General features: G+C 73.2%; 18 protein-coding genes and 3 pseudogenes. 15 read left to right on the top strand and 6 right to left on the bottom strand.

Going from position 1 to position 20,807, the window contains the following annotated elements; all coding sequences use genetic code 11:
* Positions 1-18 precede the first annotated feature (18 nt).
* Together ACIRRH_RS23000 and ACIRRH_RS22995 are read right to left on the bottom strand one after the other, a co-directional pair.
* Positions 19-372: pseudogene (locus tag ACIRRH_RS23000) on the bottom strand (glycoside hydrolase family 15 protein); the annotation flags it as partial.
* Positions 339-1,064: a glycoside hydrolase family 15 protein gene (locus ACIRRH_RS22995; protein ID WP_403070413.1), complete on the bottom strand. Its 726-nt coding sequence runs from the start codon at positions 1,062-1,064 to the stop codon at positions 339-341. The gene ACIRRH_RS22995 and the pseudogene ACIRRH_RS23000, both read right to left, overlap by 34 nt.
* A gap of 398 nt (positions 1,065-1,462) precedes the next feature.
* Between ACIRRH_RS22995 and ACIRRH_RS22990 the strand changes: the two are divergent.
* Together ACIRRH_RS22990 and ACIRRH_RS22985 are read left to right on the top strand one after the other, a co-directional pair.
* A pseudogene (locus tag ACIRRH_RS22990) lies at positions 1,463-1,927 on the top strand (DUF6296 family protein); the annotation flags it as partial.
* A 104-nt stretch (positions 1,928-2,031) separates the two neighbouring features.
* Positions 2,032-2,442: a hypothetical protein gene (locus tag ACIRRH_RS22985; protein WP_403070410.1), complete on the top strand. Its 411-nt coding sequence runs from the start codon at positions 2,032-2,034 to the stop codon at positions 2,440-2,442.
* Between the two features lie 268 nt (positions 2,443-2,710).
* Here ACIRRH_RS22985 and dnaK read toward each other — a convergent pair whose 3' ends face one another.
* Positions 2,711-4,564, bottom strand: coding sequence for a molecular chaperone DnaK (gene dnaK, locus ACIRRH_RS22980; RefSeq protein WP_403070407.1), 1,854 nt, complete (start codon positions 4,562-4,564; stop codon positions 2,711-2,713).
* A 448-nt stretch (positions 4,565-5,012) separates the two neighbouring features.
* Between dnaK and ACIRRH_RS22975 the strand changes: the two genes are divergently transcribed.
* The 8 genes and pseudogenes from ACIRRH_RS22975 to ACIRRH_RS22940 all read left to right on the top strand — a co-directional run bounded on the left by ACIRRH_RS22975 (position 5,013) and on the right by ACIRRH_RS22940 (position 13,060).
* Positions 5,013-6,878, top strand: coding sequence for a gamma-glutamyltransferase family protein (locus tag ACIRRH_RS22975; protein ID WP_403070404.1), 1,866 nt, complete (start codon positions 5,013-5,015; stop codon positions 6,876-6,878).
* Positions 6,875-7,027 carry a hypothetical protein gene (locus tag ACIRRH_RS22970; protein WP_403070401.1) on the top strand — a complete coding sequence of 51 codons (153 nt, stop codon included), beginning with the start codon at positions 6,875-6,877 and terminating at the stop codon, positions 7,025-7,027. The genes ACIRRH_RS22975 and ACIRRH_RS22970 overlap by 4 nt, the downstream gene beginning before the upstream one ends.
* 239 nt (positions 7,028-7,266) lie before the next feature.
* Entirely contained in the window at positions 7,267-8,136 is an 870-nt protein-coding gene (locus ACIRRH_RS22965) for an LLM class flavin-dependent oxidoreductase (RefSeq protein WP_403070398.1), read from the top strand.
* A gap of 688 nt (positions 8,137-8,824) precedes the next feature.
* Positions 8,825-9,182: pseudogene (locus ACIRRH_RS22960) on the top strand (galactose-1-phosphate uridylyltransferase); the annotation flags it as partial.
* 248 nt (positions 9,183-9,430) lie between these two features.
* On the top strand, positions 9,431-10,303 hold the full coding sequence (locus ACIRRH_RS22955) for an SIS domain-containing protein (RefSeq protein WP_403070395.1): 873 nt from the start codon (positions 9,431-9,433) through the stop codon (positions 10,301-10,303).
* Positions 10,304-10,308: 5 nt separating this feature from the next.
* A complete protein-coding gene (locus ACIRRH_RS22950; RefSeq protein ID WP_403070392.1) occupies positions 10,309-11,382 on the top strand; it encodes a PfkB family carbohydrate kinase in 1,074 nt (357 codons plus the stop codon).
* Complete coding sequence (locus ACIRRH_RS22945; RefSeq protein ID WP_403070389.1) at positions 11,382-12,287, top strand: ketose-bisphosphate aldolase; 906 nt, start codon at positions 11,382-11,384, stop codon at positions 12,285-12,287. Before ACIRRH_RS22950 ends, ACIRRH_RS22945 begins: the two co-directional genes overlap by 1 nt.
* 14 nt (positions 12,288-12,301) lie before the next feature.
* Entirely contained in the window at positions 12,302-13,060 is a 759-nt protein-coding gene (locus ACIRRH_RS22940; protein WP_403070386.1) for a DeoR/GlpR family DNA-binding transcription regulator, read from the top strand.
* Between the two features lie 301 nt (positions 13,061-13,361).
* Here ACIRRH_RS22940 and ACIRRH_RS22935 read toward each other — a convergent pair whose 3' ends face one another.
* Entirely contained in the window at positions 13,362-14,042 is a 681-nt protein-coding gene (locus ACIRRH_RS22935; RefSeq protein WP_403070383.1) for a L,D-transpeptidase family protein, read from the bottom strand.
* Positions 14,043-14,425: 383 nt separating this feature from the next.
* Here ACIRRH_RS22935 and ACIRRH_RS22930 point away from each other — a divergent pair, with 383 nt between their 5' ends.
* Together ACIRRH_RS22930 and ACIRRH_RS22925 are read left to right on the top strand one after the other, a co-directional pair.
* Positions 14,426-14,932: a DUF664 domain-containing protein gene (locus ACIRRH_RS22930; protein ID WP_403070380.1), complete on the top strand. Its 507-nt coding sequence runs from the start codon at positions 14,426-14,428 to the stop codon at positions 14,930-14,932.
* Positions 14,933-15,320: 388 nt separating this feature from the next.
* Positions 15,321-16,436 (top strand): lactonase family protein, encoded by a 1,116-nt coding sequence (locus ACIRRH_RS22925; protein WP_403070377.1) that lies wholly within the window; start codon positions 15,321-15,323, stop codon positions 16,434-16,436.
* 434 nt (positions 16,437-16,870) lie between these two features.
* Here ACIRRH_RS22925 and ACIRRH_RS22920 read toward each other — a convergent pair whose 3' ends face one another.
* The gene (locus ACIRRH_RS22920) at positions 16,871-17,800 is read right to left on the bottom strand and encodes a LysR family transcriptional regulator (RefSeq protein WP_403070374.1); all 930 of its coding nucleotides are present in this window, start codon (positions 17,798-17,800) and stop codon (positions 16,871-16,873) included.
* A gap of 98 nt (positions 17,801-17,898) precedes the next feature.
* Here ACIRRH_RS22920 and ACIRRH_RS22915 point away from each other — a divergent pair, with 98 nt between their 5' ends.
* Positions 17,899-18,387, top strand: a complete 489-nt coding sequence (locus ACIRRH_RS22915) for a GNAT family N-acetyltransferase (RefSeq protein ID WP_403070371.1) — start codon at positions 17,899-17,901, stop codon at positions 18,385-18,387.
* Between the two features lie 188 nt (positions 18,388-18,575).
* On the opposite strand, the gene ACIRRH_RS22910 is transcribed toward ACIRRH_RS22915, so the two are convergent.
* Positions 18,576-19,073, bottom strand: a complete 498-nt coding sequence (locus ACIRRH_RS22910) for a winged helix-turn-helix transcriptional regulator (protein WP_403070368.1) — start codon at positions 19,071-19,073, stop codon at positions 18,576-18,578.
* Between the two features lie 107 nt (positions 19,074-19,180).
* Here ACIRRH_RS22910 and ACIRRH_RS22905 point away from each other — a divergent pair, with 107 nt between their 5' ends.
* Together ACIRRH_RS22905 and ACIRRH_RS22900 are read left to right on the top strand one after the other, a co-directional pair.
* Complete coding sequence (locus ACIRRH_RS22905) at positions 19,181-19,678, top strand: hypothetical protein (RefSeq protein WP_403070365.1); 498 nt, start codon at positions 19,181-19,183, stop codon at positions 19,676-19,678.
* A 226-nt stretch (positions 19,679-19,904) separates the two neighbouring features.
* Positions 19,905-20,744 (top strand): patatin-like phospholipase family protein, encoded by an 840-nt coding sequence (locus ACIRRH_RS22900; protein ID WP_403070362.1) that lies wholly within the window; start codon positions 19,905-19,907, stop codon positions 20,742-20,744.
* Positions 20,745-20,807 lie beyond the last annotated feature (63 nt).

The following is a 20,807-nucleotide window of genomic DNA, read 5'->3' as shown; positions in this document are numbered from 1 at the left end:
GAACGCCCCCTCGGCCTCGGCGAGTGGGCGCTCGTCGTGCCGGAAGCGGTAGGCGAAGTGCCCGTCCGTCAGTTCGTCGCGGCAGGCACGAAGGGTGGCGAGGGTGCGTGGGTCGTCGGCCGCCAGGGCGCCGCGTACCGGTGGCAGCAGGAGGGAGAGGTCGACGGCGGGGTCCCCGGGCGAGCGCTGCCAGCGGCCGGAGGGATGGAGGGGGCGTCGGGATGTGTGGGCGACAATCCGGTCCGCCAGTGCACTCCAGCGCGCCGCGAGCCCTTGCGGCACGTCGGCGGGCCGGGCTGCTGCGGGGTGGACGGCTGCTCGGAGACCGGCGGCGCAGATCAGCCGGCTGTGTGTCCAGGCACGCTCCTCCAGTTCCCAGTTCCCAGATCCCGGCGTCGGGTTCGCGCCAGCGACGGCCGATCGCGTGGGCGGCGGTTCGCAGCGCGGTCCGGGCGTCCGCGTCCAGCCCGTTCGTGCCGGGCGGCCGCCGCGAGCAGCAGCATCGCCTCACCGAACGCGTCGAGCTGGAACTGCCGGGTGATCCGGTTGCCGACCTGGTCGTGCCCGCCCGGGTATCCGGGCAGGTCGACGGTGCGCTGGTCGGGCACCGGGCCGCCGGTCACGGTGTACGCCGGGGCCAGCCCGGCACCGTGCTCGATGAGCCGGGCGGTGATGAACCGCACGGCGTCGTCCAGGAGTTCGTACGGGCCGCAGGCGGCGACGGCCTGCCCGGCCAGGCACTGGTCGCGGACCCAGACGTAGCGGTAGTCGTAGTTGCGCCCGGCCTCGGCCCGTTCGGGCAGGCTGGTGGTCGCCGCGGCGACCATGCCGCCGCTGTCGGCCGAAGTCAGCCCGCGCAGTACTGCAGAGGAGAACCGGGCGTCACGCCCGTCCCAGGTGTGGCCGAGGTCCGGTACGAGGTTCTTCCAGGCCCGCTCGGTGGCCCGCCAGCAGGGGGCCGGATCCGGAGATGCGGAGTCGAGGCGCCGGTCGGACACCTCCAGCACGAGGTCCAGTCGCTCGCCCGGGGCGAGGGCGACTTCCGCCGTGAGCCGCCCGCCCACGCCCGGTCGGGCGGCGTGCGCGCCGCTGAGGCGCAGCCGCAGCCGCCCGGAGCGGATCGCCCAGCCGTCCTCGGCCCGGTGCGGGGAGCTGCGGCGGTCCGGTCCGAAGCCGGTGCCCGGTTCCAGGATCAGCCGCAGCCGTGCCGGTCCGTACTCGGCGGTCGTCGGGTTCTCGGTCTCCTCCGCCGGAGCGGCTTACCGGTCCGGTCGTGTCGAAACCTGGATGCCGTTCGCCGCGGTCCGGCGTCGGGTAGCCGGACGGGTCCCACCGCACCCACCCAACGAAGTCGCCCGAGCGCTTCGGGTGAGCGGAACCGCGTCGAAGGCCCCGTGTCCACCAGGTCCTTCCTGCGGAAGCGTGGTGGCCCGCGAAGGGGTTCTGCTTCCGCCGCTATGCGGTGACGCTGCCCGGGCCGGTGGGCAGCCACGGCCCGCCCACCGTCGTCGTGGTCCACGTCACGGAGGAGACCGGGCCGGACGGCAGCCCCGTGTGGGAGAGCGCGGACGGTGATCTGCGTGTGGAGATCAGGGCGAAGTCGCCATGGTCCTCGACGCACCCGCCGACGGCCCGCAGCACCCGTGCCTGCACGCCGTTGAACTGCCGTGAGACCGCCGTCCGGCGCGCCGCATTCGACGAGGTCCGCACCTTCGCCCACGACCTGGCCGACCTGCTGGTCGCCCGCCACCCCGACCGGCTCACCACCGAGGCCCGGAAACGGGCCCGCCACGGCCGGCTCTACCTGGACCTCCGACGCAACGCCTACGCGCAGACCGCCGTCACCCCCTACACCGTGCGGGCTCTGCCGGGCGCCCCCGTCGCCGCCCCGGCGGCCTGGGCCGATGTGGACGACCCGCACCTCACCCCGCAAGGAGTGGAGGCGGGGTGTCGGACGGCGTTAGGGGCGGATCGGTGCGGGTACGCGCGAGACGGCGGGGGAGAGCGAACCGGAACGGAAAGGACTCCACCATGTTGCTGCTGGGACTCCTGCTGATGGCGGCATCCGGGGCCTTCGTCGGGTTGCTGATCGCGGACAACCTCGCCGGCGGGCCCGAGTACCAGGTGACGATCCTGGGCAATCACCTGGTGACACTCAACACCCTGGGCGTCTTCCTGTCCGGTGTGGCACTCGCGCTGATCTTCTGCCTGGGCGTGGCCCTGGTGTCGCTGGTCATGCGGGCCTGGCTCGTGGGCACGCGGCCGACGGCCTACCGCAATGCCGGAAGCGTGCCGCCGCCGGTGTCCGCACGACCCGCCTCGCCGGAGGCCGGCGAGGCGGCGCCGCCGGAGGAACGGGCCGCCCAACAGGGCGACCGGGCCGTCGGTGCGCCGGTCGAGCCCCCGCGGAGCGGCCGGATCCGGCACCTGTTCGGACACTGACGGCGCCACGCGCCGGCCATAGGAGGATCACGAACGCCCTAGAGGAGCTGCGATGCTGAGGGCGAGCCAGGTGAGGCGGTCGCCGAGGCCTCCGGAGTGCAGGCGGAGCAAGACCCGGAGCGTCCGTACGGCCGGTCAGTGCTCGGACTGCCATGGTGCACGGCGTCCACCAGCGGGACACGGACGGTGATGGTCGGCGTTCACCGTCGTGGCACGGACGGAGCCGGCAGGCACACGATGGGCTTCCTGTGTGGCCGCAGTGGCGTGGTCACGGGGTGCCTCCCTTGCGCTCGTCCTCATTGACGATCTCGGCGTCCACGACTTCCTGTTCGTCGGCCTGTGGCCCGCCTGCGCCACCTCTCGGCGCATCGGGGGCGGCCTGGGAGTAGATGGCCTGGCCGAGCTTCTGGCTGACCCGGGCGAGCTTCTCGCTCGCCGTGCGGATCGCGGCGATGTCCTGGCCCTTGAGCTCGTCCCTGAGTTCCACAAGGGCTGCTTCGACCTCGCTCTTCACATCGGCCGGGATCCTGTCCTGGTTGTCCTGAAGGAACTTCTCGGTCGTGTAGACGAGTTGCTCGCTCTGGTTGCGGGTCTCAGCGGTCTCGCGCCGGCGGCGGTCCTCCTCGGCGTGCTGTTCGGCCTCGCGCATCATCCGGTCGATCTCCTCCTTGGGCAGGGAGGAGCCGCCTGTGACGGTCATCTTCTGTTCCCGGCCGGTGCCGAGGTCCTTCGCCCCGACGTGCATGATGCCGTTGGCGTCGATGTCGAAGGTGACCTCGATCTGCGGCAGGCCACGCGGCGCGGGTGCGATGCCCGTCAGCTCGAACATGCCGAGCTTCTTGTTGTACGCGGCGATCTCCCGCTCGCCCTGGTAGACCTGCACGGTCACCGAGGGCTGGTTGTCGTCGGCGGTCGTGAAGACCTCCGAGCGCCTGGTCGGGATCGTGGTGTTGCGCTCGATCAGCCTGGTCATGATGCCGCCCTTGGTCTCGATGCCCAGGGACAGTGGGGTGACGTCCAGCAGCAGGACGTCCTTGACCTCGCCCTTCAGCACGCCCGCCTGCAGCGCGGCGCCGATGGCCACCACCTCGTCCGGGTTGACGCCCTTGTGCGGGTCCCTGCCGGTGAGCTTCTTCACCAGGTCGGTGACGGCCGGCATCCGGGTGGAGCCGCCGACCATGATCACGTGGTCGATGTCGGCGAGCCTGATCTTCGCGTCCTTCACGGCTTGGTGGAACGGCCCCTCGCAGCGGTCCAGCAGGTCGGCGGTGAGCTGCTGGAACTGGGCGCGGGTGAGCTTCTCCTCCAGGTGCAGTGGGCCGTCGGCCGAGGCGGTGATGTACGGCAGGTTGATCGTCGTCTCGCTGGCGGCGGACAGTTCGATCTTCGCTTTCTCGGCGGCCTCGCGCAGGCGCTGGACGGCCATCTTGTCCTTGGACAGGTCGATGCCGTAGCCGTTCCTGAACTGCTTGACCAGGTGGTCGACGACACGCTGGTCCCAGTCGTCGCCACCGAGGTGGGTGTCGCCGTTGGTGGCCTTCACCTCGACCACGCCCTCGCCGATCTCCAGCAGGGAGACGTCGAAGGTGCCGCCGCCGAGGTCGAAGACCAGCACCGTTTGCTCGTTCTCCTTGTCCAGCCCGTAGGCGAGGGCGGCGGAGGTCGGCTCGTTGATGATCCGCAGCACGTTCAGGCCCGCGATCTCGCCGGCCTCCTTGGTCGCGGTGCGCTGGGAGTCGTTGAAGTACGCGGGCACCGTGATCACGGCGTCGGTCACGCCCTCGCCGAGGTAGGCCTCGGCGTCCCGCTTGAGCTTCTGCAGCACCCGGGCCGAGATCTCCTGTGCGGTGTAGCGCTTGCCGTCCACCTCGCTCTTCTCCGGGAAGCGCCAGTCGCCCTCGCCCATGTGCCGCTTCACCGAGCGGGCCGTGCGATCCACGTTGGTCACCGCCTGCCGCTTGGCGACCTCGCCGACCAGCACTTCGCCCCCCTTGCCGAACGCCACCACCGACGGGGTGGTCCGCGCACCCTCGGTGTTCGCGATGACGGCCGGCTCGCCGCCCTCCAGCACGCAGACCACCGAGTTCGTCGTCCCCAGATCGATACCAACCGCGCGTGCCATCGTCAGGCCTCCTCTCCTTCCCTACGCGCCTTACCTCAGGAGGAGGAACAAAACGTGAGCTCCGGGCTCGAAGGCACAGCCTGGTCCCCTCAGGTGCGGCACGTCAGGAGGGAACCGGCACCAGTCGCTCCCACCAGGAGAGCCGGAGCACCAGGTCACCGCCCTCGACGGTCAGGTTCGCCATCGCCTCACGCCCCCTCCCGTCGGGTGGCATCGGCCTTTCCCCGGTGCGGTGGCCGTGTGTGGGGCTGGACAGCGAGCGGCGGCGCGCCGTGCCGATCGGGCCGGTCGCCCGCGACGTCGGTGATCGGCTGACGCAGCGTGCCGTGCAGCCCCGATGACGTCGGGATCGGCCCTCCGGCGAGACCGCGACCAGCGCTCCTTTCAAACCCGGGGACCGCCGGGTAGGGATCCCTGACAGCCGGGCCGAGCTCAAGGAGGACTCGTAATGTTCACCACCCGTCCGACTCTGCAGGGCACCTTCGGTATGGCGGCTTCGTCCCACTGGCTGGCCACCGCGGCGGCGATGGCCGTGCTGGAGGACGGCGGGAACGCCTTCGACGCCGCCGTGGCCGCGGGGTTCACGCTCCAGGTGGTCGAACCGCACATGAACGGGCCGGCCGGCGAGGTGCCGATCATCCTCGCCCCGGCGGGGGCACGTCCGCGGGTGCTCTGCGGTCAGGGCGGAGCACCCGCCGGAGCCACCATCGGGCACTACACCGCGCTCGGCCTGGACGAGGTGCCCGGCACCGGGCCGTTGGCCGCCGCCGTCCCCGGCGCGTTCGACGCCTGGCTGCTGCTGCTCCGCGACCACGGCACCAAACGCCTGTCCGAGGTGCTCCGGTACGCCATCGGCTATGCGGCGCACGGATATCCGGCACTGCCGGCCATCGGGGCGGCGGTCGCGGCGGTGCGCGAGCAGTTCGAGCGGCACTGGCCGAGCTCGGCGGCGCTCTACCTGCCGGACGGCCGCCCGCCCGCTGCGGGTGCGCTGCTGCGCAATGCAGGTCTCGCCGCCACGTGGAGGCGGCTGCTGGCGGAGGCGGAGGCCGCCGGGGCAGGGCGTGAGCAGCAGATCGACGCGGCGCGGCGGGTCTGGCGGCAGGGGTTCGTCGCGGCCGCGCTGGCCGAGTTCGCCGCGCGGCCGGCGATGGACACCTCGGGCGTGCCGCACGCCGGGGTGCTCACGGGAGACGATCTCGCGGCCTTCGAGGCGACGTACGAGGAGCCGGTCAGCTACGAGTGGGGCGGCTGGACGGTCTGCAAGCCGGGGCTGTGGAGCCAGGGGCCGGTCTTCCTCCAGCAGCTCGCCCTGCTTCCGGACGAGTTCGGACCGGAAGGCCCGGAGTACGGCGGACCGGAGTACCTCCACGCGCTGATCGAGGGCGGCAAGCTGGCGATGGCCGACCGGGAGGCCTGGTACGGCGACAACACCGAACACGCCGAGGTCACCGTGGCCGAGCTGCTCGATCCCGCCTACAGTGCCGAACGCCGCTCGCTGATCGGCGAGTTCGCCTCGGCCGAGCTCCGCCCCGGCCGACCCGGCGGCCGGCCGCCACGGCTCGGCCGGCGCGCGGTCGCCGCACCGCGGAGCGGCGACTGGGCGATGGCGCTCGGCGGCGGCGAGCCGAGCGTCACCGGCCCGAGCGCCGTCGACCCGGGTGCCCCGGGTGACCAGGTCGGGCCGACCATCGCCGCCGACGGGGCCACCGACGGCGACACCTGCCACGTCGACGTGGTCGACCGCTGGGGCAACATGGTCTCCGCCACGCCCAGTGGCGGCTGGCTGCAGTCCAGCCCCGTCGTCCCGGAACTGGGCTTCCCGCTCGGGACGCGTCTTCAGATGGCCCGGCTCGAACCGGGGCTGCCCAACTCCCTCACCCCCGGCCGCCGTCCGCGCACGACCTTGTCCCCCTCGCTGGCGCTGCGGGACGGCGAGCCGGCGCTGGCGTTCGGCACTCCGGGCGGCGACGCCCAGGACCAGTGGACCCTGCACTTCTTCCTGGCCGTCGCCCTGCGCCAGGCCGTGCGCGGCAGCCTCGACCTGCAGGGCGCCGTCGACGCTCCGAACTGGCATCAGGAGGGCTTCCCGTCCTCGTTCCACCCGCACGCCATGGACCCGGCCCGGGTCGTCGTCGAGTCGCGGATCGGGGATGCCGTCATCGCCGAACTGCGCCGGCGCCGGCACCGGGTGCGGGTCGCCGGGCCGTGGAGCGAGGGCCGCGTCTGCTCGGTGGCCCGCGATCCGCGCACCGGGCTCCTGTCGGCTGCCGCGGACCCGCGTGGCATGCAGGGCTACGCGGCCGGACGGTGACCAGGCACTGCCGGATCTACCGCGGCGGGCGGGGGAGCGGCGACGAAGCCGCGCTGCGGTTGCGGCGGTGGCGGGCCGAGGAAGGCTCGGGTCTCCTTGTCGAAGGCGTCCAGGAGCGCGGGCAGGAGTTCGGCGAGGTGGCCGAGTGAGCGCGCTGCGAACGGTATCGGCCGGCAGCCCACGGCCTCGAAGGGCGGCAAGATCATCTCCCGCAGGGCCCCGGCGGCGGATCTCGACGCCCCTGGGCCAGGGGCGCGATGGCGGTGCGATGGGTCGCTGAGGCTCGGGTGGCGTGTGGGCGCAGGCCTTGAGGCGGGGGCCACCGGATTCAGCGGTCGGTACATCCGCACTCGCCATAGGCTGATGCATGGGACTAGCTTGATCACTTATGACGACCCTTCGTATCGGTGTGATGTACGACCGCTCCTGGGACCCGGCCGGGCTGCCCGCGTTCGCGCGGGAGGCCGAGGCGCTCGGGGTGGACGACCTGTGGGTCGTCGAGGACCTGGGGTGGAACGGCGGGATCTCGGCGGCGGCGGTCGCCCTGGGCGCGACCGAGCGGCTGAGGGTCGGTATCGGGATCGCGCCCGCGCCCTTGCGCAGCCCCGCACTGCTGGCGATGGAGGTGGCGACCCTGGCCAGGGTCTTCCCCGGCCGCCTCGTCGCCGGGATCGGCCACGGCGTGCGGGAGTGGATGCGGCAGGTCGGCGTTGCCCCGCGGTCTCCGCTGGCGCTGCTGGAGGAGACCCTGACCGTGGTGCGCGACTTGCTGCGTGGCGAGCGTGTCACCGTGGCGGGGCGCGAACTGCGGATCGACGGGGTGGAGTTGGTCCACCCGCCGGCGAAGGACGCGATTCCGCCGGTGGTCGCGGGCGTCGTCTCGCCCAAGTCTCTGGAGCTGGCCGGCCGCGCTGCGCAAGGCACGCTGGTGGCCGAGGGCCACGGCCCGGATGACCTGCGTGCGGTTCGCGCGGCCGCGGAGCGGGGCGGTGCGGGTGCGGACTACACGATCACCGTGTTCACGTTCTTGGGCGTGGGCGACGCGGCGGCGCCGGCCTTGCGGGAGGCCGTCGCCGGGCACGCGCAGTGGCTGGGACGCGAGGAGCCGCAGACCTTCGCGGCCGGGGGCACGGCGGCTGAGGCCGCGGCCGCGCTCCGGGCACTCGAGGATGCGGGCGCGCAGACGGTGGTGCTCCGGATCTGCGGCCCTGAGCCGCTCACGCAGCTGCGCGAAGTATTGGCAGGGCTGGCCGGCTGAGGAGCAATATGGCCGGGTGGTCGACGAGCAGGGCGGTCCCCGGCAGCTCGGTGGCGGTTTCGCCTTCGTCGGCAGGAGCCGGGAGTCGCGGTGCTGCCCGTCGCGGTGCTGCACCCTCCGGCGGTGGTGATGGTGGAGGGCGAGGCCCGGATCGGCAAGTCCCGCCTCGCGCCACCGCGTGCACACCGCTCGGGCGATCCTCGCGGTGTGGCGGCAGGAAGGACGCCTGGCAGCTGCCTGCTGAGCGGGATGCGAATTGGGGGCCCGAGCGCGGAGGTCGGCGTGCCGCGGGCATCGTGCCGGTCCTGCCCGTGGGACCGGCCTGGAGCGGTCGGCCGATCCGGTCGCGGCAGCCGATGAGGGAGCGTGGGGTGCCCAAGGCGACGGCGCCGACCAGGATCGGCACGCCGTTGTGACGCCGAGCCGGGTCGGCCCGGCATGTCGCTACCCGGGGCCGGCACCTCGCCGACCCGGGAGCGAGCGATGACCCACTCCTTCCCCGCACCATGCGGTTCGGTCCTGACTTGCGCGCAGGGCCCCGGCTCAGAGGTTGGGAGTGGGGCGTTCTGCGCGAATGTCGACGGTGACGACCTCGCGGGCGAATCCTCCGGCCCGCCGGTTCGGTCACCGGCCTACGGGCGCGGGGTGGCGTCGGGGTCGATCTCGGATGGGGCGGGGGCCTCCTGGCCGAGGCCGCCTGGCCCTGGACGCGTGGACGGACCGGACCGCCGCGTTGTCCGCCCTGCCCGGGGTGGAACAGGTCTACTGCTTCGAGAACCGGGGCACCGAGATCGGCGTCGCCCTCGCCCACCCGCACGGTGAGATCCACGCCTTCCTCTTCACCATCCTGCGCACCGCCCGCATGATCGAGCAGGCCGACCGGCATCGGGCGAGGACCGGCCGCAACCTCTTCGAGGACCTGCTCGCCGCCGAGCGGGTCGGCGGCACCCGCGTGGTGCCGGCCGGGTGAGCGCTGGACCGCCTTCGTACCATTCGCGGCCCGCTGGCCGTACGAGGTCCACCACCACCGTCACACCCGCGTTCCGGTTCCTCGGGTACCCGCTCCCGCGCACCTTCCTCGCCGGGCCCCCCGGCGGCGCCCGCCGGCTTCGGTAGCGCGGTCTCCTCCTTCGATCCCGGGTCCCAGGTGGACCGAGCCGCGGTCGGCGTCGCGACCGCGCAGATGCGCAGTAGCTGCAACCGTGTGCGCGAGATTGATTGAAAGTGATTGCGTGCACTATAAAGCAAGCACTCACAAGCATTAATGCGCATCATTGCGCACGAAAGGATCACCATGAGCCACGTCGAGCGGGAGATCGCCAGCCAGCCGCAGTGCTGGAGCAGGGCGCTGGAGCTGGAGCCCGCGGGCCTTCCGGAGCGCGGTGAGCGGGTGGCCGTGATCGGCTGCGGTACCTCGCTCTACATCGCGCAGGCGTACGCGTCGCTGCGTGAATCCGCGGGTCTGGGGGAGACCGACGCGTTCGCGGCCTCCGAGTTCCCGGCCGCGCGCGGCTACGACCGGCTGGTCGCCATCAGCCGCTCCGGCACGACGACCGAGGTGCACGCCGCGCTCGGACGTGCCGGGCACATCCCGAGCACGGCGCTCACCGGTGATCTCGACACGCCGATCGGCACGGTCGCGAACACGGTGGTGGACCTGGAGTTCGCGGACGAGAAGTCGGTGGTGCAGACCCGCTTCGCCACCACGGCGCTCGCCCTGCTGCGCGGCCACCTGAGCCTGGCCCCGGCCGACCTGCCGGAGCAGGCCGCGCGGGCGCTGGCCGAGCCCCTGCCCGAAGGCGCCGTCAGCGCAGGCCAGTTCACTTTCGTCGGTACCGGTTGGACGGTCGGCCTCGCCAACGAGGCGGCGCTCAAGCTCCGTGAGGCGTCCGGCGTCTGGACGGAGTCGTACCCGGCGATGGAGTACCGGCACGGCCCGATCAGCATCGCGGCCCCGGGGCGCGTGGTGTGGTTCTTCGGCGAGCCGCCGGCCGGGCTGCTTGAGCAGGTGCAGGGCATCGGCGCCATTACCTCGGTGACCGCCCTCGATCCCCTGGCCGATCTGGTGCGCGCCCAGCGCCTCGCCGTGGAACTGGCCAAGGCCGGCGGCCTGGACCCCGACCAGCCGCGCAACCTGACCCGCTCGATCGTGCTGGCCCAGCCGTGACCAGAGTGATCGCCCTTGATGTCGGCGGCACCTACATCAAGGGCGGCGCAGCCGGCGAGGACGGCATCCTGCGGGAGACGGACCGGTGGTTCACCGGGGCCGAGCGCGGCCCGGACGCGGTCCTGGAGACGGTGCTGGCGGCGGCCCGCGAGCCGGCCGACCGGCACCGCCCGGCGGCGGCGGGCATCGCGGTGCCCGGCATCGTCGACGAGACGGCGGGCGCCGTGATCCTCGCGGCCAACCTCGGCCGGCGCCGACTGCCCGTCCGGGACTGGCTCGCCGAGGAACTGGGCCTGCCGGTGGCGCTCGGCCACGGGCTGGTCGGCGGGCTCACCGGCCAGGCGATCCGTGGCGAGCTCGCCGCCGCGGGTCTGGCCGACCGCATGGTGCCGATCGCGGGCGAGTCCAGGCGGACCGTGGCCGTGGTCGAGGAGAGCGTCGGGGACACGACGATCCTGCTCGAACCCGGCCCGGTGGTCGGACCCGACGAGTGGGCTCGGTTCCTGGGCCACCTCGACGCGCTGCTGCCGGAGGCCGCGGCGGTGGTCCTCTCCGGCAGCCTGCCGCGTGGCGTCCCCGACGACGCCTACGCCCACCTGCTCGGGCTCGCGCACGCGCGCGGCGTTCCGGCGGTGCTCGACGCTGACGGGACGGCCCCGTGTGCGGGGCTGGCTGCCGGACCCGACCTGGTCAAGCCGAACGCCGACGAACTCGCCGCCGCCACCGGCCTGGCGGACCCCGTCGCCGCCGCAGGCGCGCTGGTCGACGGCGGGGCCGGGGCGGTGGTCGCCTCGCTCGGCCCGAATGGTCTCATCGCCGGTACATCGCAGGGGAGTTGGCGGGCCAGGCCGCCAGAGGCCCTGGCGGGAAACCTCACCGGAGCGGGGGGCGCCGCGGTGGCCGCCCTCACCCTCGGCCTGGTCGACGCCACCCCCTGGCCGGAGCGGCTGGCCGAGGCGGTGGCACTGTCCGCCGCCGCCGTGCGCGCCCCGCTGGCCGGCGACTTCGATCCCGACGTCCACCGCCGCCTGCGACCGCTGGTGGACGTCCAACCCCTCCACCCTCAGAGGAGTTCCTGATGCCCCTGGCCGGAACCGGCGCCATCGTCACCCCCGCGGCGGACGCCGCGCACGGGGTGGGTGCCTTCAACGTCATCCAGCTCGAACACGCCCAGGCCATCGTGGCGGGCGCCGAGGCCGCGGGCGCCCCGGTCATCCTGCAGCTGAGCGAGAACGCCGTCCGCTACCACGGGGCGCTCGCCCCGATAGCCTCCGCCGTGCTCGCCACGGCCCGCACCGCCTCGGTGCCGGTCGCGGTCCACCTCGACCACGCGACCTCCGCCGACCTGGTGGCCGAGGCGGTCGAACTCGGCTTCTCCTCGGTCATGTTCGACGCCTCCGTGCTGCCGTACGAGGAGAACGTCCGCGCCACCGCCGAGGTGGTCGCCCGCTGCCACGCGGCAGGCGTGTGGGTGGAGGCCGAACTCGGCGAGGTCGGCGGCAAGGACGGGGTGCACGCCCCCGGCGCCCGGACCGACCCGAGCGAGGCGGCCGCCTACGTGGCCGCCACCGGCCTCGATGCCCTCGCCGTGGCCGTCGGGACCTCCCACGCCATGCTCACCCGCGATGCCGTCCTCGACTTCGACCTCATCACCGCACTGCGCGAGGCCGTTCCGGTGCCGCTGGTCCTGCACGGCTCCTCCGGCGTGGCCGACGAGCACCTGACCCGCGCGGTCGAGCACGGCATGACCAAGGTCAACATCGCCACCCACCTCAACCAGGTCTTCACCGGCGCCGTGCGGCGCACCCTCGACGACGACCCTTCGCTCGTCGACACCCGCCGCTACCTCGGCTCCGGACGAACCGCCATGGCGGCGGAGGTCACGCGACTGCTGGGCGTCCTCAAGGCGCCGACAGTACGTAGGTGGTGTGATGCCAGGCGCTCGGGCGGAACGCTGTCTGTTGGGCCAGGTGACCAGCCCTGACCTACACTCCGTCCATGCTCAAAGCTGATCGTGCCGCCAGGATCGTGTCGCACATCGCCGAGGCGGGGAGCGCGGACGTGCGGACGCTCGCCGAACTGCTGGAGGTCTCGGAGGCGACCGTGCGCCGGGACCTCCAGGAACTGCAGGACCAGGGGCTGCTCCAGCGCACCCGCGGCGGTGCCGTGACAGGGGCGGTGAACCTGGAGATCCCGCTGCGGCACCGAGGCGACCAGCAGCAGGAGGAGAAGCGCCGGATCGCCCGGGCCGCGGCCGAACTGGTGCCGGACGGCGCCGTGGTGGGCCTGACCGGCGGCACCACCACCACCGAACTGGCCCGGGTGCTGGGCGAGCGCGGCAACGTCACGGTGGTCACCAACGCGGTCAACATCGCGGCCGAGCTGATCGTGCGCCCCGAAGTCCGCCTGGTCGTGATCGGCGGCCTCGCCCGCTCGGCCAGCTACGAACTGGTCGGCCCGGCCGCCGAGCGCATGCTCGCCCAGTACCACCTCGACCTCGCCTTCATCGGCGTGGACGGCCTGACCGTGCAGCAGGGCTGCACCACCCACGACGAGATGGAGGCCCAGACCGACCGCGCCTTCCTGCGCAGCAGCGCCCGCACGGTCGTGCTCGCCGACCGGACCAAGATCGGCCGGGTCACCTTCGCGACGATCTGCCCGCTCGCCGACGTCCACGACCTGGTGACGGACACCGGGCTTCCGGACGCGGAGGAGCAGGCGATCGCCGAGAGCGGCGTCCGGGTCCGGCGCGCCTGAGCCGTGAGCACGGCCGACCTGTCCGGGTGACGCTGCGGGCGCGCGTGCACCCGCTTCCACCACCGGAGAAGGGGACGACGGCCGGACCTGGCTCACCAACTGGCGCATGCACATGACCCGTCGCGAGGACTGACCGGCGTCCGCCGCCCGCCGGGTCCGACAGGCGTCGGGGCCGAAGCGGGCTCGGCACGCCGCAGCGATGGTGGTCGGGGAGCCGCCCGCCGTGAAGATTTCTGCCGTGGGTCGCGCTCGGCGGGGGAACTGGGCGGGAGGTGCCGTCCCGGGGCGGGCTCGGGGCTGTCTAGCCGATCGCGATGACGGGGTGGTCGCCGGGGTCGATCCACTGCATCGTCCGGGCCATGAAGGCGGCGGGGACGGCGACGCAGCCGGCGGTGGCGCCGGCCTGGGGGCCGAGGTCGTGGAGGAAGATGCCGGCGCCGCGGCCCTTCACCACGGGGGAGGTGTTGAAGTCGATGACCAGGACGTTGTCGTACTGGACGGGGTAGTTGATGAGGTGTTCGCTGCCGAGGGGGCCCTGTTCGGTGAGGTGGAAGCCGCCCTCGGTGTCGGTGCGCATGCGGTTGTAGTAGGCAGAGGAGGGGTCCTGGACCCACCAGTCGTGCGTGGTGACGTGGTGGTAGGGCATCTTCGTGCCCGGGTCCGGGGAGATGCCGAAGGCCTGGGTGATGGTGTACGTGCCGGTCGGTGTGGTCCCGGTCCCCTGGATGCGGGTGGGGCCGTCGTGCACGCCGCCGGACCCGATGCGCGCGTCGGTGGTGGAGTCGAGGGACCGCCAGGCGCCGTCCTGGCGAACCCACAGGGTCACGGTGGCGCGGGTGCCGTCCGCCTTGACCGTGATCACCTGGCCGGCCGGGCCGGCTGTCACCGGTACGGGGAACGGGCCGTCGTCGGCCCAGGCCCTTGGGGCGGGGCCTGCACCGGTCAGTGCGATGGCGACACCGAGCGCGAGGGCCACGCTCACGCAACGGAGTGCCGAGCCACGGCGGTCGGCGGGGAGTGTCCGGGAGGCGGCCATGGAGGGGCCCTTCTGGTGTGAACGACACGGACGAAGCGGCGGGACGGCCCGCAGTGGGTGAAGGCGGAGGTTCCACCGCATGCCATCCGGTGGTGCTCTGGCCGGCCGTCCCAACCCGGGGTGGTCCCGACCACGCCAGGGCCATGATCGGCTCGCCGGGGCAGTCGTGCCAGTACCGACACCGCCGGGCTGTGGGGCTGCCCGGGCGACGGCGCGTCGGGCCCGGGTGGCCGGGGCTCCACGGGCGGGACACAATCGTCGGTGCGGCGCGTGACCCGCCACGCCGCCGGTGGGACGGGGTACTCGACCGGGAGGCGACAGTGGCCGGTGTGACCAGCACCGATCTTCTCGTGGACGCGTTCGACCGGATCCGTGACACGGTCGCCGAGGTGGTCGACGGCCTGACCCCCGAGCAGCTGGCGTTCCGGGTGCAGGACTCGGCCAACTCGATCGCATGGCTGGTCTGGCACCTCACCCGGGTGCAGGACGACCACCTCGCCGACGCGGCCGACCGTGAACAGGTGTGGACCGCCGACGGCTGGGCGGGCCGGTTCGCCCTGCCGTTCGCCGCGTCGTCCACCGGCTACGGGCACCGACCCGCGCAGGTCGCCAAGGTCACCGCCACCGCCGACCTTCTCGTGGGCTACCACGAGGCCGTCCACGCACGGACCGTCGACTACGTGCGCGGCCTCGACAACCGGTCCCTCGCCCGGATCGTCGACGAGTCGTGGCAGCCCCCGGTCACCCTGGGGGTGCGTCTCATCAGTGTGATCGCCGACGACCTCCAGCACGTCGGCCAGGCGGCCTACGCACGAGGCCTGCTGGCCCGGCGCTGACGGCCCGCGTCCCAAGGCGAGGCAGGGTGCGTGATGGCCCTCAGGGTGTCGATACCGCTTGCCCTTGCGAACCCCCGACTCCAGTCCTCCTGACGCACCAGCTCCAGTGCGCCGTCCGGCAGCCGCCGGTACCGGGCGATGCTGGTCGCACGAGGGATCGCCGGCTCGTCCCAGTCGACGGCGAGGATCTCGTTCCAGCCGAGCCAGGTGGCGTCGAACGCCGGCCTCCCGCGACACCACCCGCCGCTCCCGACTCGCGGACCGGCTACGGCTACGACTGCTCCCGCTCACGCCGGTTGCGGAGACCGAAGCCGCATCTCGTACGGGCTCGTCCCGTAGCGTTTGCCTTCCATCGCGGGAACCCGCGGTGTCCGAAGGGGAGGGTCACATGAACTCGCTTTTGTCGAAGGCTCGTTGGTTAGGCGCCCTGGCGGCGGGTGCGGCACTGTTGCTCGCCGGGTCCGGCTCCGCCGGCGCCGTCACCGGCACGTCCGGCGGGCCGGTCCCGGGCGTCCCGCGGACCGTCGAACTGGACTCGTCACCCGCGTCGGTGGCGGTCAGCCCGGACGGGCGCAAGGCCTACGTCGCGGTGAAGGACAGCATCAAGGGTGCCAAGGTGAAGGTGGTCGACACCCAGAGCGGGGCGATCACCGGGGTGGTGACGCTGTCCACCGGGCTCGGGGCCGGTCCAGGGCCGCTGGCCGTCAGCCCCGACGGCTCGCGTGTCTACGTACTGTTCTCGACCGCCCGCAAGGCGCCGCTGGCCGACCTCGGCGCCATCGACACGGCCACCGACACCGTGGTGTCCAGCACGGAGGTACCGGACCAGCCTCGGCCCGAGGGGACCCTCCCCGGCGCCCTCACCTCGCTGGTGGTCAGCCCGGACGGCACCAGGGTCTACGTCGGGCAGGACGGACCGGCCCGCTACCACCGCCCGGCCGAGCCGAGCGCCCGGGTCCTGTCCTTCTCCCCGCAGCAGCAGGGCTTCACCGCCGCCGTGCCGGTGCCCGGCCGCCACCTGGGCTCGATCGTCACGTCGCCCGGCGGTGACACCGCGTACGCCGCCACCGACGAGAACCTCGTCCATCTGGACACCAGCACCGGGACCCCGATCGTGGCCGGCGCCATCGCCGCCCCGATCGGCTCCGTCCCGAGCCTGGCTCTCTCCCCGGACGGCAACCGGCTCTACGGCGTGGGGAACGGCGGCACCGGCTACGCCGTCGACCTCGCCACCGGCACCCTCTCCACCATCGACATCGCCCCGGGCCAGTGGCTGCAGAACCCGTCGGTGGGCGCGGACGGTACCCGGCTGTACATGGTCCAGCAGGACCTCACCAGCGCCGACGGCACGGCCTCGGTCCTCGCCCTGGACACCGCGACCGACACCCTCGTCCCGGCCGAGGGCATCACCGGCCTCACCTGGGTGACCGGCCTGGCCCTCGGCCCCGACGCCCGCACCTTCTACCTCACCGTCAACTCCACGCTGCAGATCATCGGTTTCTGACCGAACCCGCACCGCTGACGCCTTCCCGCGGCGTCGACTGCCGGTCGCCGCTCGGCGCCCCCGCGACCTGCCGCACGCTCGCACCCACCGGGCAACCCGAGCGGCGCCCAGCCGGTCGTCGGCGTCCCGTCCCCGCCCTGATCGGCTCCGTCCGGCTCCCCGCCCCGGCTCTCCCACGCGTGCCCGGACCGTTCGAAGGCGCTCCGCCGACCTGCAGGAGGATCGTCCCGCCTTCGGTCGTCCCCTCCCGTGGCACTCGGGTCCTGATCGACGCTGGGGCGACGTCACGGTGACGGCGTGCCGCCCGTGACGTCACGGACCGCACCACCGTCACTGCACGTCGTGGCGGCGGCACGCGGAAGCGCACCGGACGGCCGAGTGTCCGCGCCCCCGTACGTCGGGCCCGGATGCCCCGACACGGGCGTCCGAAGCGCTCAGCAGGCCGACGCGGCCCCGTCGTTCGACCGTCCACCCCGGCCCGCCACGGATTCGGACACCGCGACGAAGGCCCGCACGAGGGGGCGGTCGTCTCCTCGGCGGGTGGCCAGGAAGACCCGGCTCATGGCGGACGGTCCGTCGAGTTCGAGGCGCCGGGCGCCCGCGGGGAGGAGCGCGGTGACGCTGTGGGGGGCGATGGTGACGCCCAGGCCTGCGGCGACGAGCATGGTGATGGTGTGCCAGTTCGAGCACTCCTGTACGACCCGGACGTCGTTGCCGGTGTGCCGGATCGGCTGGGTGTTCACGTCGAACGCGCGCGCTCCCGCCGAGCGCGGGAACAGGATCAGGGGGTCGGTGGCCAGCGCCGCCGCTTCCACCCGGTCGCTCTCCGCGGCGGGGTGGTCGGCGGGGACGACCGCGACGAACCGTTCCGTCGCCAGGAGGGCGAGGTCGATGTCGTCGCGCTCCTCGGCGTCCCGGACGATCCCGATGTCGGCCGTGCCGCGTTCCAGGGCCGTCAGGACGTCGACGGTGAAGCCGTCGTGCAGCCTGACCTGGACGTCCGGGCGGCGGAGGGAGAAGGCACGGAGCCGTTCGCTGACGATCGCGGCGGCGGAGGTGATGAAGGCGACGTCCAGGCGGCCGGCCTCGCCGCGGCCGACCCGGCCGGCCTCGTCCAGATCGGCGGCCAGCCGGCGCAGGAGGTCCCTCGCCCGCGGCCGGAACGTCACCCCGGCGTCCGTGAGGCGGACGCTCCGGGAGGTCCGCCGGAACAGCTCGACGCCGACGATCTTCTCCAGCTGCCTGATCTGCTGGGACAGGGCCGGCTGGGCGATGTGCAGCCGGCGGGCGGCGCGGCCGAAGTGCAACTCCTCGGCCAGCGCCAGGAAGTAGCGCAGATGCCGGAGCTCGATTCGCTGATCCATATCTCCAGCCTATGGATCGCGGCCGGTGTACGTATTGGACACATGAGTCGGCGCGGTCGCAGGCTGACGTGGTGTCATCCAGGGAAGGAACCCGCCCCATGCCGTACGCCTCCGCCCCGCCCGTGGTCTCCTCGATCGCCTCGCCGAGCGACGCCGACGCATTCCGCGCGCTGAACGAGGAATGGATCTCGCAGCTGTTCACCCTGGAGGAGGACCGGGCCGTGCTCGGGGATCCGTTCGGCCGCATCGTGGACCCGGGCGGCGACGTGCTCCTGGCCCGTGAGCCGGGAAGCGGAACCGTCGTGGGGTGCGTAGCGCTTCTGGCCCACCCGGACGCCGTGTTCGAGCTGGCGAAGATGGCCGTCACCCCCGGCGCGCGGGGGCGCGGCATCGGCCGCCGGCTCGTGGCCGCGGCGATCGGCCGGGCCCGGGCACTCGGCGCGGCCAGGCTGTTCCTCGGCACGAACAGCAGGCTGGCCCCCGCCGTCCACCTCTACGAGGACGCCGGGTTCGTGAGGATCACCCGCGACCGGCTCCCGGTGGCCGACTACTACGCCCGCGCCGACATCCTCATGGAACTGGGCTGAAGTCCCGGGCCCGGCCTCGGGGCCGTCCGCGGGTGCGGACGGCATGGACGGGCGTCGGTGGCACGGGCACCTGCCCCGGCTGCCGGGTTCCCAGGCGCGCGGTCCCGGCCGCCGCACAGATCGCCCGGGCCGGGCAGGGACACGGCTACGGCACGCCGCCGCGTGGACCGGCCCGGTGGCAGGGCCGCTCAGGACGGCAGGAAGCGGGCGCCCGGGCCCGGGCTGCGGTAGACGGAGTCCGGTGGCAGGCCGGTGTGTCCGGCGGCGCACGTCAGGACGAGAGTGACCGGTTCGTCACAGCCGTGGCCGTCGGCGGTGCGGTGCCGGACGACGACCGACGGGCCCTCCTCGTCCGCGAGGTACTTGTCGCCCCACTCCAGCAGGGCGATCACGGTGGGCCTCAGGTCGACGCCCTTCTCGGTGAGGCGGTACTCGAAGCGCTGCCGGTCGCCGGGCTCCTGGTACGCCACCCGGTGCAGCACACCCGCGGCGACGAGGCCGTCGAGCCGCGTGGAGAGCAGGTTGCTGGCGATTCCCAGCCGGGCCCGGAACTCCCCGAAGCGGCTGACACCGTCCAGGGCCTCCCGCACGATCAGCAGCGACCACCGCTCGCCGACCGCCGAGAGTGCGCGCCCGACCGAACAGTTCGCCGGGTCGATCCGCCGTTGGTGCCGCTGCTCCGTCATGGCTCGATCCTAGACCGCCCGGGGCATCTGGGTTGACAATCTCCACTCAGCCCCGGCTAGGCTCCGGTCCAGCTGAGTTGAGAAATTAAATCCAGGAGGCGACGGCCATGCCGATGCTCGACGTCCACATCCCCGACGGCGCCCTGCGGCCGGAGGTGGAAGCGGCCCTGCTCAACCGCATCACCGAGATCCTGATCCGCCACGAGGGCTTCGACCCCGCCGACCCGGCCACCCGCTCGGTGTCCTGGCTCTTCCTGCACCGGCCCGCCGCCGTCTACGTCGGCGGTGAGATCGCGGACGCCCCGCGCTACAAGGTCGTCCCGTCCGTGCCCGAGGGCCAGCTCGACGCCCGGAAGCGCGCGGGCGTCATCGCCGACGTCACCGAGGCGATCCTGGACGCCGAGGACGGCGCCTGGCCGCGCGACCCCGGCCGGATCTGGGTCTTCCCCACCGAGATCCCCGAGGGCCACTGGGGCGGCTTCGGCAGGATCAGGCCACTCGCGGCGATCCTCGCCAGGCTCACCGGCCACGACCGCGACCGGGCCCGCGCCCTCGCCGAGCAGCGCATCGCCGAGAGTCGCGCCGAGCACGCCCGACTGCCGTAGGCGACCGCCGACCGCTCGGCCGAGGCGGGTCGACCGGAGGCGGCAGAGGCCGCCGGTGCCGAAGCCATCGGGATCCTCCGTCGGCTGTCACGCCGCCCCTGCCGTCTCGACAGCGGTACCGGGGAGCATTCCCCGGTACTGTTGCCATCGTCGGCGGAGTAATCGGGGCCATTCCCCGTTTCATCGCCCGTGGACGTCCACGGGCACCTCCATGGAAGGGGGAAGCGTGGCAGACACCGCACTCGTGCTCGGCGGCGGCGGACCGGTGGGCGGGGCCTGGCTGACCGGGGTCCTCGCAGGGCTCACCGAGGCCGGGATCGATCTCTCCAGGGCCGAGGTCGTGATCGGCACCTCCGGCGGTGCCGTCTTCGGATCCCGGCTCCTGTCCGGCGTCCCGGCGGCAGAGTTGTACGAGCGTCAGCTCTCCGGGGCCGACGCGGTCCGGCTCCCGGTGACGGCGAGCCAGACGGCGCGCTTCCTCTGGGCGGCGCTCGGCTCCCGCGATCCGCAGCGGTCCGTGGAACGCCTCGCCCAAACGGCGCTGCGCGCCCGCACCGGCCCGGAGTCCGACGTCTTCGGGACGGTCGGTGCGCTCCTGGGCGAGGTGCGGGACTGGCCCGAGCGGAAGCTGCGGATCACCGCTGTCGACACCCGGACCGGAAACGTCGAGGTGTTCGACGCGCACTCCGGAGTGACGCTCCTCGAAGCGGTCACGGCGAGCTGTGCCGTGCCCGTCGTGTGGCCGCCGGTAACCGTGGCGGGCCGGCGCTGGATGGACGGCGGCAGCCGCTCGACTGCCAACCTCCAGCTCGCGCGAGGGTACCGCCGGGTGCTGGCGGTCGTGCCGATCCCCCACGCGGTCGGGCCGCATCCGAACGCGCAGCAGCAGGCCGCGGATCTGTCCGACGACGGGGCACGCGTTGTCCTGCTGTCCCCGGACCGTGCCGCGCGTCGCGTGATGGGCCGCAACATGGTGGACGACACACGCCGGCCGGCTGCTGCCCGCGCGGGCCACGCCCAGGCCACCGCTCTGGCCGCCTCGGTGGCCGAGTCGTGGTGCGGCTGAAGGCCGACCGTCAGACAGCCCGGTGCCGAAGCGATCGTGCCGTCCTCCCGGCCCGACAGGCCG

Source organism: Kitasatospora sp. NPDC101235, assembly GCF_044767505.1.
Classification (GTDB): domain Bacteria; phylum Actinomycetota; class Actinomycetes; order Streptomycetales; family Streptomycetaceae; genus Kitasatospora.
Note: the sequence above shows the minus strand (reverse complement) of the source record. Positions and strands in the feature narration are given on the sequence as shown.